A 13,951-nucleotide genomic window follows, 5' to 3' on the forward strand; every position below is an offset into this window, starting at 1 on the left:
AGGGTCGTTGGAGATGACGACGTTGATAGGCTACAGGTGTAAAGTTGGTAACAGCATAGCCGAGTAGTACTAATTACCCGTAGATTTATTGCCTAATTGGCAAGTGCTTAATTGCGCATTCAAGGTTCTCTCTTTGTGAATATTCTTATCGATTAAAAAGCCGTGGCCGTAGGTAATATGCCAACAGCCAATAGCTATATACAACCTTTAGGGTGGTTTTAGCGGTGGGGCTCACCTGTTCCCATTCCGAACACAGAAGTTAAGCCCACCAGCGCCGATGGTACTGCGAAAGCGGGAGAGTAGGTCGCCGCCAGTTTTTATTTAAAAGTCTCATACAGTATTGTATGAGACTTTTTTTTTACGCAAAACTCAAAGCTTTACTTTTGCTAGATGCTAGATGCTAGATGCTAGATGCTAGATGCTAGATGCTAGATGCTAGATGCTAGATGCTAGATGCTAGATGCTAGATGCGTCATTGCGAGGAACGAAGTTCCGAAGCAATCTCAAAAAACATAAATCTTTTACCAAAAATTATATCCACACTTTTTGTCATCCTGAAAGGATCTCAACTATTCCTTTTAAATCATTTTTTGTATTTACATTTTACAAACAACAATCCCTCTTTTTTCATTCATTTAAAAATCTGCTTAATCCGCTTGATCTGCGAGAGATCATTATCCTCAAATTTAACCCTCCTGTAGAAGTAAAGCAATCTCTTTTTTTTCTGGGTATCACAACAAACCTCACAGGTTTTTAAAACCTGTGAGGTTTTAGATTTATACGGTTTCACTCAGCAAAGATTGATGTGCTTTGAGTGTCTCAGTAACTTATTTTTTTAACAACTATTTATCTTAAAGACAAAGCCCCTAGCCCTGATAGCAGCGGTTACCCCACAACAAGGAGTTGGAAAAGGTAAGGATTTTAGCGTTGGAGTGCTCTGGCGTGAGGAGTATGAGCGGATAGCAGGAAATAGCTACCGAACAAGTTAAGGTAAGGCTGATCTTTATTATAACATCAAAGTGCACTTATAGTAAAAACAACTCTGCTATTATAAGCTGCTGCGGGAATCGTTACCGATACACCACTTAGTTCTAATTGTATAGGAATATTACTATACGATGCAAGTGCAAGAACAGCAACAATTCTGAATAGCTCAATATCAGTGAGAGTAAGAGCTTGGTAGGCTGTACCTCCTGTTATATTACATAATAAGCAGACTGTTGTACCATTACCAGTTCTTTTAGCAGATAAGATTAAAGCATTATTCCATGTTGGATTAGCCTGATAGTGTACGGAAACTTTTGCACTTCCTAATAAAAGTGGGACACTTGCTGTTAAGAGTATCTGGTTGGCTGCACTTTGATAAGGGCCACTATAATCCGAACCAGCTTCAGTGATAGAAAGAATAGGAACAGCCCAACTTGTTCCTGAGACTGTCAATGTTTGTGCTTTAACAGCATAACTGGATAATAGTAAAATAACAATGGATAAGTATTTTAGAGTAAATTGTTTTTTGGTAAAATATATGTTAAACTTCATTGTATTTAATTTTACTCGGTGATGGTGTACGTAATAACAACCGGTGTATTGGTAAGTGCTGACAAGTTAGCATATGTATTAGGAACAAGGCTGATGGTGAGTTGATGACCATTACTTACCCCATTTCCCGTAAATGCTCCTCCAATTCCACTGATGATAGTAACCGCTGTTGTAGTAAGCGTAACCTGCCCAGCGCTGGTTCCCAAAGTACCGCCACCCATTCCAGAAGCTGCTGCTGCCTGTAATCTTATATTAACTCCGGGAATGACTTGATTCACGGATGCCGTAACTCTTCTTGTGACTCCTGCAGGAGCAATTGCAGATGTATAGTTGATCCATTTGGTGGTATTAGACATTGGATTTACTACTCCCAAGCCTGCCTCTGTGGGAGCAGTAAAATTTAATGCAAAATTTCCTGTAGGCTCTATATCTAATAATGTCACAATAGGTAATGTTACAGAAACGGCACTATTTCCAGTAGTTTGTGAAAATATGGTGCCAGATATACCAAGGATTACTATATATAATATGTTACTGAAGCATCTCATTTTTTCTTTTTTATTTCATTATATCCTACTTTTATAGATTCTTGTTGGTATTTTACTTCCGTTTGCTGTTTCACCACATTAATGGTTATATCTTTGGTTTCAGAAGGATTTAATAGAAAGCTAAAAGCATCCATTGATATTTTATAGCGCTTATCCAATCCGTTTCTATAAATCTTCACATTCCAATTTCCTGGGCGAAGATAAGTGAAATCAAATTTTTCTCCCATGAAACCTATTTTTCGATATACTTGTTCGCCATTGGAAGCTTCTATAATAATACTTTCTTTTTTCTTTTTGTCTTTATTAAATTGAAACTGAGCAAAGCTCAATTGATCATTTCCCGAAGCCTCATTAAGCTTAACCATCCCCTGAATATTTGCGGCCGTCGTTATATTAAAATTAAAGATATTCTCTTTATTGGTTAAGAGTACCTGAGTTGGTAATGATATATCAGCAATATCATTAATTTCTGTTGTTGAACGATCTATTTCCAAAAGATAATCTCCCGGACTTACATTTTTGAAAATATAGTTGCCATTTTTATCTGTGACTGAAAGATGACTACCCATGACAAGTCTGATACCTTCTATTTTTTTAGCTCCAAGATTTCCAATGTTTCCAGATAAAGTAGTGTATTCTGCAGTTTTTTGCACCGGAGCATTGAAACGCCATGTATAACGAACTGAAAATATAAAGTCTTTATTTCCCAATTGTCCACGTTGTAAAGCATAACGTCCGGATACATCAAAATCATGACCCTGGAAAACTTGTTGATGAAAAAGGACTTCAAAGAGATTTCGGTCATTATAATATTCTTCAGGCAGATAATTATTTTGATAAAATATACTTAGATAAGTACTGTTCGAAAATCTACTTAGAACACGGGCACCATAATATATCTGCTTTTCGTTTTTCATTTGATAGCGCGATGTTATGGCATAGCTTCCATATACATTAAATGAAGTTTTAAATTTTTCAAAAGCGAGATTAAGTGTATAAAAACTTGAATTACCCTTAAAATCCGACAGATAATTATCAGTCTTACCAAATTGAGTTTGTGCATTGATTTGAAAAGCACCAATCTCCTGATCAACACTCACTCTCACGAATCTTTCATAATAATCGAATTGTCTGGGCTCCAAGCGATCTTTGTATTTCTGATAACCATTATAAATCATCACAGATCCTTTTTTTGCATATTTATAATTGATTCCATATTGCAGAGAATTTCTATACGGCGCTGCTAAAAATAAGGTATCTCTTTTGAAGTTTTTGGCATCCTGTACATAATTAACAAATAGATTGAGGCGCTTTGAAATTTTGTATTGAAGGTTTCCATTAAAGGTACTGGTGTTGGTAAAATATCCGGCAAATTGCGGACTAGACCTCATGTACATTATATTTCCATTGATTCTTTCGAAACTTCCCAAAACCTGCATCATGTAAGCACTTCCTTCTGTTCGTTCCGTTTTACTGTACGCTAGTTCACCGGAAACGTCGATGTTTTTATTAAGTTTAAATTTCCCTGTTGCATAAGGAAGGTGAGCGTTAGAATCGAGTGTCAATCCATTAAGACTAAATCCTTCATCCTCGGTTCTTGGTATTTTGTATAAATAACCAGTGGTAATTTCAGATTCTTTATTGATTTTAAATGTTGAGTAAATATTAAATTCATCCTTTACATCCAGAAAAAATCTCGGATGATTATAAAAACTTCCAATGCTAATTTTTTTGAAGTTATATCTGAATTCTGCACCTCGCCCATATCTGGCAAATTCTGTAAGATAAGATGAAGTATAGGTTTTATCTCCTAGATGAACGAAGAAGTTATCTCTTTTATAATTAATAAAATATTCTTCATATTGGGTAAAAGAACTAAACTCTACAGGATTTTTGCTGACTGCATGAAATTCAAGTTGTCCTTTATTGTCTTTATCAAGTGTTCCTTTCCCATAAATTTCTCCCTGAAAACCGTCATGATAAACTCCTCTGTTCTGCATTCCGATGAAAGATAAAGATGCTGAAATAGGGAGACGATGGTAGATATCGTCTTCAATAGGTTTTACTGAAATAATTTTGGTAGTCGTATAAACGGTTTGATTTTCCTTTAAGTTATCCGCAGAAGAGACTGAAAGATTTAGATTGAAATATTCATTTTTTCCTAAATCAGGATTTGTTTTTTTACTGACTGTAATTATTTTTGTTTCACCGGGGAGTAGAAGAAGTTGAGATTCGTTATCGAGAACTGCATTTTTACTTTCGAGCACAAGATTTTCGGTGATGTTTCCACTATTTTTTAAAAAGAATGAAGAGTTGATGGTTTCGCCGGCTTTTACATATTCTGGAGAATTAATTGCAGTTACTGTTAATTTTTTACTTCCCGAAATAATTACCTGTAAAGATTTAATAATTGGGTCACCATTATTTTTCTCTTTTCCATGTAAGGTAATTGTATAGTTTCCCTGTGGACATTCAGCAGCAATTCTTAGCGGAACAATATACACGGAACTTTGGCCTGCTGAAACCGGATATTCACTTTTTGTAATAATGGGTACTATATACTGACTAGAAGTTTCTACATGAATGTCGTATACTTTATTTTCCGAGGTTGTATTTTCTATTGTAAAGGAAATAGAGGTAGCCGTTCCCGGCAGTAGACTATCTTTTTTGCTGACAAATTCTTTAGGTTGTTGCTGAGAAAAAAAAAGTACTGGGAATAATAAGAGAATGATAAAGTATAGAGTCCAATTTTTAATCATTTTTTACTTCTAGTTCCACATTCAGAGCGAACGCGTTTTCGTCTTCATCAGTTGCTATGATGACAGCATTGTATTGGTCAGGCGGTATTTTATTGAGATCAATATGGTAGGATTTGGATGTTTTTGGTAATAGTCCCATAGCCTGACTGGAAAATACCCCCATTTTTTGTCCTGTTTTACGGTTATAGATTTCTATAGACGCCGTAGGTTTAGAATAAATATCACCTTTATTGGCAATTGCTATTTTTACAATTTGCTTGCTTTCTTCTTTTTCAATTTTTACACTTTCGAATTTTAGATCGGGTTTTACTTTTTCAGCATCGTAATCTGTAATCACCTGAATCGCATATCGGATGATAGAAGTGATGTTAACCCCTTGCTTACTGTCGCTTGGTTTTACATCTTCTACAGGTTCAACAATAAAAACGCTCCAATAGCTTCCTGGTTTAGAAAGCTGCTTAGGAACGGTGATTTCATAATATACTTCTGTTTTTTCTTTGCCTTTCAGGGTAATGAAATTGGTATTAAGCTTAATCCAGTCTGTATTGGTTCTTTCGTTTGTATGTGGGGCAGTATAACTAATGGTTCCATCTGCTTGATAACTAAGATCCTGTAAGAATATTTTTACACTTTGCGGTTTGCTCCCTGTATTTTCAATCGCAATTTTTCCCTTATAAACCTGTCCGTTTTCCACTTTATAGTTGTGGGTAAGTCCGTTTAGAACGACAATACTTGCCTGTAAAAAAGTAAATGGTATCAGCAGGGATATAAAAAAGAAAATGCGCTTTATCATTTTTTTATGTAAAGTTTTTGTAGTTAGTATAGAGCAAAAGAAAGGTAAGAAGAAACTGAGTACTCAATTTCTTCTTATGTAAAATGTTATTTCTTCAGTGTTAATTATCTGAAATCGTGTAAGTAACTTTTGCAGTAGTTGTAGCAGTTGCCTGTAAATCTGCATAAGCAGCAACTCCACCAGGGCCACTACCTGCCGCTAAAGCATACGTGAGGTTATGTCCATTACTGGCGCCATTTCCGGTATATGCACTTCCGATTCCTGAAACAATAGTCTGATCTACAGCACTCAATGTTAATTGAGCTGAGGGCGTACCCAATGTTCCTGCACCTGCTCCCGTAGCTGCAGCTGCAGTAACGTGGATGTCTATTCCCGGGATAATAGCGTCTAGTTTTACCGTAACATTACGAGTGGGATCTGCAACAGATTTAATGGATGAATAATTCAGCCAAAGTGTAGTATTAGAAGCACTTGGTAAAAGAGGTTGCCCTGCCTCTGTAGGCGCAGTAAAACCTAAAGTAATGTTTTTAGTAGCTGCCGGTTCAATATCAACTATAGCAACTTCTGGAATACTAATTGTAATCGTATGATTGTCTGTGTTGGTATCTTGTGCATTTACATGAGCAGAAAACGCCAAAGCAAAAAGAGACATCGCAATAGATAATTTAAGTTTTTTCATGGTTTTTAAAGTTTGGTCATGTGAAGTTAATAAAAATCATCAAATGATGAAATATTTTTTATTAATTATCAATATTTTATTATTTGTTTTCTAATTGAAATTTATTAAACTGAATTCTAATATTTTATGACTAGAATCAATAAAAAAAGCCTTACATCATTGATGCAAGACTTTGATTCATTTTTAATGATATTTTTAAATTAGATCCAATGCGGATCAGAAGTAGAAGTTTTTCCGGTTTCTATTCTTCCTGAAAAATGCCAATTGTGATTTCCTGAATTTAATTTTAAATCGTACCAACCTTTCATATTATTAAGGTCGATAATTATTTTTTCTTCGGCATGTTGTAAAGAAATTTTCTTTTGACTTTTTGCGTAAAGGTTTTCTAAAGAAACTGAGACATTTTCTTTTGTATTCTTTTTGAAAACTAATTCCACTTGATTTTTTGCCGGATTGTTGAGTAATGAAATTTCTACATCAGGTTTTGCCTCTCCTTTAAAGTTTCGATAAAAACCATTCGGACCAAAAACTTCAAGATCATACTTTCCTGAATTTACGGAATGAGATAATTCCTTTTTAGCATATAAAGCATAAGAAAAATGGAATTGATCATTGTCAAATTGTGTTCTGTCATAAATTAATAAAGGAACGGCAGCTTCTTTTAAGTTAGCCATCTTTATTTTTCCATTCTCAAAATTTACATGATAATCATAAGGAAGCGGGTTGGATGGCTTAGCCCCTCTTTCCTGAATTTCAAGTAAATTAGAATTCAGTTCATTTTCAGAATACCATTTAAGATTGGGAACAGGTTTGTTTTTTGCTGCATTAATGGTCTTTGCATAGTCTTTTTGATTTAAATAATCCATCTGTGGAGCTTTCACGTTAGATGAATTAAAAGCAGAAGTTAGATCTCCTGAAATTGCTCTTCTCCAATCGCTGATATTATCTATTGTAACATCTTTATTATGTTTTTTCTTGATGAATTTTTCTAAAAATTGTAGCACAGAAGTATGATCAGATACTTCAGAATTCACAAAACCACCTTTAGTCCACGGAGATGCAATAATCATCGGAACTCTATAGCCTAAGCCAACCGTTCCTTCTATTCTTTCATGGTCTTTCAATTGCTGGGTAGACATGTATTCCTGATTTTTATTCACATATTCTGCGCCTTCTTTTCCATTCATATCCACAGGTTGGCTAGGATTCATTGGGGGAGCAAAAGGTAAAACATGATCAAAATATCCATCATTTTCATCATAATTAATAATGAAAATTGTTTTTTTCCAGGTTTCAGGATCTTTGGTTAAAATATTCAACACTTCAGAAATATACCACGCACCGTACCAAGGTGAACCAGGATGATCAGAAAAATGCTCAGGAGCAACAAGCCAAGAAACGAGTGGAAGCTTTTTCTCTTCTACATCTTTTCGGAACTGAAATAAGACATCGCTTTTTGGGACGACCAACCTTTCTCCGTTTTCGTCTTGCCCGATTTCCAAATCCCAATATCCGGAATCATTCGAGTTGGTGGTGAAAGCTTTTTCGTGAAGATTTTTTTCTGTTGATGAAAGTTTAGCAAAATTTTCAGGTTTATAGGTTACTAAATCTTCCTGAAGCTCGGCAATCATTCCTTCTAATCTTTCTTTTTGCTTTGGATTTTTCTCAATTTCCTGCTTTAAATAAGCAATGATATTCGGAATGTTTTTATGATATCCTTTTGAAAATTTTACATTGAATTTTGAGAACCACTCAATCGGGTTGTCTGTGAAATTGCTCAACCAAGCCTCCTGTTCACCAGACATTCCTTTGGGAAGGCTTATTTCATTCTGATATATTTTCCATGAAACATTTTGATCTTCTAAAATTTCAGGAAAGCTTTTCCATTTTGCCTGTTTAGATTTTTCGTAATCAATATTTTCATTGTAAACATTAGCTTTTGCTTTCCCATTTTGTTGTTCTCTAATGGTTCCTGACCAATGGAAAAGACGATTGGGTGTTGTGCCTGTTAATGAAGAACTGAAATATTGGTCGAAAATCGTAAATGCATCTGCCAGCTGATAATAGAATGGTAGGTCTTCACGATTGTAATATCCCAGCGTCAGCGGAATCTCTTTGTAATCTTTATTCCCTGATGATTTTGCCTGAAGCCATTGATCATATTTCCCCTTATTCAACGCTTTCTGCTGATTGTCCCAAGAATGGGGAAGGGAGCTCATCCAGGTAGATTTTGTATTTCTAAGATCTAAACGAGCAGGAGACGCATATTTTCCTGCATCATTTTTTTGAAAGAAAACGGAATGTCCGTCTTGTTTTATGAATGCTCTTTTATCTAAGAAACCTCTCACGCCTTTCAATGCTCCGAAAGCATGATCGAAAGATCGGTTCTCCTGCATTAAAATAACCACATGTTCTGCATCATAAAAAGTAGATTGAGCAGCAGGTTCTATTGCTAAAGCTTTTAAAATGGCAGGATGTAAAACGCTTGATGTTCCCAAACCGGCTAATAAAAGACTTGATTTTTCTAAAAATTCTCTTCTGTCCATTTTGAATTGTAATACAAAGAAACCGCAAGTTAATTTCTTTTCCTGCGATTTCTTTTATTTTGAGGTTAAAAATTAAGAGTATCTGCTTTTTATTACCACTCTTATTTGAATTTTTTAATAACCACAAAAGGAGCAAAAGTTTATTAAGTTTATAATAATGTTGTTGAGAAGTACACTTAAGTTTTTGAAAATATTTGATTTTCTTATTGGGTAAACTTTATTATTTTTTCAACATATTAAAGTAAGCTTTTGTATCTTTTGTGGTATAATCTTTTATTGCAACCACCAAGGTTTAGAATTGATATTATCATTTCCTCCATATTGTGAAGCAAGGGCAGCTTTTAGATTGGCATTGTTATAATTGTATTCTGATTGTGGATATCTAAACCTCAACGGAGCTGAAACTCCTGTCTGTAAAGGATAGTTTGGATATCCTATTCTCAGATAATCATAATAAGAAGTCCATTGTGCCTGGTGAAACATTGTCATGTATTTCTGAGTCATAATCCTCTCCAATTGAGATTGTAATGGTGCTGAGTTGTCATATAAAACTAAAGACTTAGTTAAATATTGATTAACATCAAATCCCGCAAAATACTGATTTGGATTTTTAACATAGGTTTGATAAAAAGTAAAACTTGCTTTAATCGCATTATCATAATGTGACTTTGCTGAACCCGAGATCCAACCTCTTGCTGTAGCTTCTGCTAAAATAAATTCTAATTCAGGATAGCTTAAAACAGATGAAGGTTCATTGGTTGGGTCTTTATAGAAACGATCGTTTACTTTAGAAATATTTTTTGCGGTAATCAACGCTGCATTGTCAGAATAAGGAGAGGTAGGATTTCCTCCGTTGTACCCTGTGAAATCGGTAAGCGCTTTTCCTGCTTCTTTGGCGCCTGTAGTCTGTGCTGCAAAAGTGAACAAACGCGGATCTTGTCTGTCTTTAAATAGATTAATAAAGTAATCTGCCATATACAAACTTGAACCGTAACCACTATTATTGAACATCGTGTATCTGCTATCCGCAGCATCTGCAAATTTCAGTTCTCCGTTGTCGGCAATAGAGGTCATGAGATTTTGGCTTCCAGCGATAGAAGAAAATTCTGTTGCCACATTATAAGTTCCTAATGTTGCTTTTTTAGACATCGTCATTAGGATTTTCAAACGGAAAGAATTGATCAGTTTTTTCCATTTTGAAGCATCTCCGTTGTAAATGATATCGCCTTCAATTTTATCGCTTGTATTAATTAAAGTATTAGCATCTTTTAATTCGGTTAAAATCCCTGCCATCACCGCTTCCTGACTGTCATATTTTGGCTGTGTGATTCCATATTCTCCTTTTACCGCTTCAGAATAAGGAATACTTCCTAGCTTTAAACTCAAATTAAAGAAATAATAGGCTCTGTAGAATTTTCCGATCGCCTGATAATTTTTGTTATTGATTTTTTCTGCTTCCTGCATCATTTTCCCGGTATTCAAAAGGCCCTTTGAATATATATCGAAAGAGGTGTCATTCCACTTCATATATTGGTACACATTTTCACCGTCGGTTCCAATCATCATTCTTGAAGCATACATATTATCACCATTTACCTGAAAAGCATTTTGTGAAACGTAGGTTAAAAGAAATTTGGGATCAATGCTTGCTTGGTCATTGGGATTTTCGTTGATCTTATCGAGACTGGTTTCGCAAGAAGTAAGCGCAAGAACTCCGATAATACATAATGATTTTATACTATTTTTCATGTTGATAAATGCTTGTTAATTAAAATTTAAGATTGAATCCAATTCCAAACCATCTGCTTGACGGGTCCTGAATATCATTTCCGGAACCAATTTTTGCTGGATCCTTACTGTCATTTCCTACTCCTATTTTAAAATCGGGATCAGAGTATAGGTTTTTAGATTTTTTCCACATCGCCAGATTATATCCAGATATGTTGGCTGTGAATCCTTTTACCATTCCTTTTGGATTAAGTAAATAAGAGAAGTCGTATTCAAGAACGACTGATCTTAACTTCACAAAAGTTCGGTCGAATACATTGGCGAATAATTCGCTTTCATCTTCCGTTACTCTTGCTTGGTAAGGATAATTCTGTGCCCAATCTTGGAAACTGATGGCTTTGGTATGTGGAGTATAAGTTCCTGTGGCAGCATTATAGTTGACTCCATCCGGAACGAAATAGTAAGTTCCTGGATTCGCATATTCCTGATCTCTGTATGCTACAGAATTCGGGTGCTTTCCACCCCACCACATTTTTTCAACCACCTGAGATCTCATTACGCCACCAATACTTCCGTCGATTCCAATGTTTAAAGTGAATTTTTTATATTTGAATGTGTTGTTAAATCCAAACGTCCAATCCGGACCAAAATGACCTAAGTTGGTAGGTGCATTTGCTCTTGTAGGCATTCCTGTTTGCGCATCTAAAATCACTTTTCCATCCGGAGATTTTTGCCACGTGATGTCATAATAGCTGTCCATTCTTTCCCCTAATTTGATGTTGTTGTAATTCGACATATTATCATAGATAGAAGTCAGCTTCTGGGTATAAGTACTCCAGTTAATCAAAGATTTCCAAGTAAAATTGGCTGTTTTAATAGGGACTAATCCAAGTGAAATCTCGAAACCTTTTGTTGTGTATTCATTTCCGTTCACATATTGGGATGTGAAACCTGATGATTCGGCACTTGGGAACTTAAGGATGTTATTATAGTCTAATGTTCTGAAATATGTAGCGTCCAAAGTAACTCTGTTTTTGAATAATCCTGCGCTTAGACCAAGTTCGTAAGATTTCGTTTGTTCAGGTTTTAAAGAATTTTCTTTGTTTAATGTTGTAGGATAAAAATAGGTAGGATTTCCGTTGAAAGTAATTCCTTTATTAATATCATAATAATTTCTGATGGTGTAAGGCTGGAAATCGTAGGCTACTTTTGCCCATGAAGCTGATACTTTTAGTAGATTGATTGCTTCCGGCATTTTTACTAAATTCGAAATCACGGCACTTATTGAAGCGGAAGGATAGAAATATGATCTGTTGGCTTTCGGTAGAGTAGAAGACCAGTCATTACGTCCTGAAACGTTGATGAAGAATGCGTTATATAATTCAAAATCTATCGTAGAATAAGCACTATAGATTAATTTTTCTTTTAGATAATCGTAGTATTTTACATTTCCGATGGAATTGTCTAAGCTGTATTGTTCAGGAACTTTTAACCCATCTGTTGAAGCATTATCTACATTGTTTTTATAATAAAAAGTAGAGCCCCCTGCATTAATGGTGAAATTAAAATTCTCTGAAATTTTCTTTTTGTAAGTTGCTAAAACATCAGAGTTGAGATTCCATGTTTTGGTATCATTTAAAAGATATCCACCACTTCTTGGCGCGCTATAATTGAAGTAAGAATATGGACTTAAAATTTCTTGTTTGTTGTGATTTTCAACAATGGAAATTTTACCTTTGATGGAGAAGTCTTTTGTTGCTTTATATTCCAGCCCTGTTTGAGCGTTGATGATATCTGTTCGGTTCTTATTTTTATAGTATTCAGCTCCAAACCAAGGATTGTTGTACCATGCATAATTCCAGTTGGCCTGCGCTCTGCCTTCCTGTCCCGGAACCCACATATGATTTTTTAAATCTCTTCCGTTTACATCGCCACCCATCCAGATCAGGATGGTATACATATGTCCACTCGGATTATAGTCGTAGTTTGGAATATTAGGAGTAAACGTTTGGTTGAAACTAAATTTGCTGTCAAAAATTAATTTATCACTGATATGATTTTCTGATGAAAAATTAACCCCATAACGTTGAAGATAAGCATCAGGAATTCTGTCATTGTAATTCATGAAATTCCCTGAAAATCTATAAACGTCTTTATTGTTTTTATAGCTGATGGCAAAATTGTTATTATTGATCATCGCAGGTTTCATGAACGTTTTTAAGTTGTCATGAAATTCCCAATCAATAGGAACTCTTTCGTATCTTGATTTATCATTATATTGACTTCCCGCTACGGTTCCATACCAAGGAATAGTTTGTCCTGTTAGTTTATCTCTAATCGGGCTGTTCCATTGGGCGATTTTAGTTCCGGGTACAAACTTTGGTCCCCAGATCATGTCGCCATCATTTACTCCACCGTCTGCGCCGTCCCAGAATTCATATTTTCCGTGTGAGCCATTTCCGTATTCGGTTTGTGTTTTTGGAAGATTGGTAAATCCGGCGGTAATCATTGTATTTTGAGAGAACTCAACGGTGAAGCCTTTCTTCTTTGCCGTTTTTGTAGTAATTAAAACTGCTCCGTATCGACCTCTTGAACCATAAAGAGCAGAAGCGGTTGCCCCTTTCAAGACATTGATGTTTTCAATATTATTAGGATCTAAATTTTGAAATACTTCTTTTTCAACAATAACCCCATCAATCACAAAAACCAAATTAGAATTTCCTCTTAAATTAAATTCCGGAGCCTGCTGCATTCCTGTAGGGTTAGAAACGTTCAATCCGGCAACTTGCCCTGAAAATAAGTTTCCAATGCTTGGAGTGGTAATGGTTTCGAATTGCTTTGTTCCAACTTCCTGAGTAGAATATCCAATTTTCTCTTTCTTTTTGGCGATACCTAAAGCGGTAATTACAACGCCTTCGATTTGTTTTTCATTCACCTTTTTTAAAACCACAGAATAATTCCTTTTTGAAGAAACTTCTACAGAATAGCTTGAAAATTCTGGGGAATAAAATTCAAGGATGTCTTTTGGGTTGGCAGTGATCGTAAAACTACCATTTTGATCGGTGGTTACAGATTTTCCTGTGTTTTTGTCGGTGATATTTACACCTGAGATTGTGGATCCATTTTCAGATTTTACATTTCCTGAAATGTTGATCTCTTGAGCAGTTAAATAAAGGGGGAGCAAAAAAATTGCAAAAGTAGCTAAAGTCTTCTTCATTTTTTTGAGGACAAATTTAGTCAGCTACCATTACTTGGGCTTTAATATTATGTTAAGATAAAAATATGATTTTTAAGTTAAATGTTAAGAAATTTAACATAATTGTAAAGTACAAAAAAAGCTTTATATAATAATTTTCGCT

General features: G+C 35.1%; 8 protein-coding genes and 2 rRNA genes. 2 read left to right on the forward strand and 8 right to left on the reverse strand.

Annotated elements, in window-relative coordinates:
• Both BUB80_RS20345 and rrf read left to right on the forward strand, forming a co-directional pair.
• Window positions 1–93 (forward strand): 23S ribosomal RNA (locus BUB80_RS20345); the annotation flags it as partial.
• Between the two features lie 115 nt (window positions 94–208).
• Window positions 209–316: ribosomal RNA gene (gene rrf, locus BUB80_RS20350) — 5S ribosomal RNA — on the forward strand.
• Between the two features lie 698 nt (window positions 317–1,014).
• On the opposite strand, the gene BUB80_RS20355 is transcribed toward rrf, so the two are convergent.
• From BUB80_RS20355 to BUB80_RS20390, 8 genes are all read right to left on the reverse strand, one after another.
• Complete coding sequence (locus tag BUB80_RS20355; RefSeq protein ID WP_073297133.1) at window positions 1,015–1,440, reverse strand: hypothetical protein; 426 nt, start codon at window positions 1,438–1,440, stop codon at window positions 1,015–1,017.
• Between the two features lie 110 nt (window positions 1,441–1,550).
• Window positions 1,551–2,087 carry a hypothetical protein gene (locus BUB80_RS20360; RefSeq protein WP_073297059.1) on the reverse strand — a complete coding sequence of 179 codons (537 nt, stop codon included), beginning with the start codon at window positions 2,085–2,087 and terminating at the stop codon, window positions 1,551–1,553.
• Complete coding sequence (locus BUB80_RS20365) at window positions 2,084–4,846, reverse strand: COG1470 family protein (RefSeq protein ID WP_073297062.1); 2,763 nt, start codon at window positions 4,844–4,846, stop codon at window positions 2,084–2,086. Before BUB80_RS20365 ends, BUB80_RS20360 begins: the two co-directional genes overlap by 4 nt.
• On the reverse strand, window positions 4,839–5,639 hold the full coding sequence (locus tag BUB80_RS20370) for a WxL protein host-binding domain-containing protein (protein ID WP_073297065.1): 801 nt from the start codon (window positions 5,637–5,639) through the stop codon (window positions 4,839–4,841). Before BUB80_RS20370 ends, BUB80_RS20365 begins: the two co-directional genes overlap by 8 nt.
• Before the next feature lie 100 nt (window positions 5,640–5,739).
• Window positions 5,740–6,318 carry a hypothetical protein gene (locus BUB80_RS20375; protein WP_073297068.1) on the reverse strand — a complete coding sequence of 193 codons (579 nt, stop codon included), beginning with the start codon at window positions 6,316–6,318 and terminating at the stop codon, window positions 5,740–5,742.
• 200 nt (window positions 6,319–6,518) lie between these two features.
• The gene (locus tag BUB80_RS20380) at window positions 6,519–8,864 is read right to left on the reverse strand and encodes a phosphocholine-specific phospholipase C (RefSeq protein ID WP_073297071.1); all 2,346 of its coding nucleotides are present in this window, start codon (window positions 8,862–8,864) and stop codon (window positions 6,519–6,521) included.
• 273 nt (window positions 8,865–9,137) lie between these two features.
• Complete coding sequence (locus BUB80_RS20385; RefSeq protein ID WP_073297074.1) at window positions 9,138–10,613, reverse strand: SusD/RagB family nutrient-binding outer membrane lipoprotein; 1,476 nt, start codon at window positions 10,611–10,613, stop codon at window positions 9,138–9,140.
• 19 nt (window positions 10,614–10,632) lie between these two features.
• The gene (locus tag BUB80_RS20390) at window positions 10,633–13,809 is read right to left on the reverse strand and encodes a SusC/RagA family TonB-linked outer membrane protein (protein ID WP_073297077.1); all 3,177 of its coding nucleotides are present in this window, start codon (window positions 13,807–13,809) and stop codon (window positions 10,633–10,635) included.
• Window positions 13,810–13,951: the final 142 nt, after the last annotated feature.

Origin of the sequence: Chryseobacterium polytrichastri, assembly GCF_900142445.1 — a bacterium.
GTDB lineage: Bacteria > Bacteroidota > Bacteroidia > Flavobacteriales > Weeksellaceae > Chryseobacterium > Chryseobacterium polytrichastri.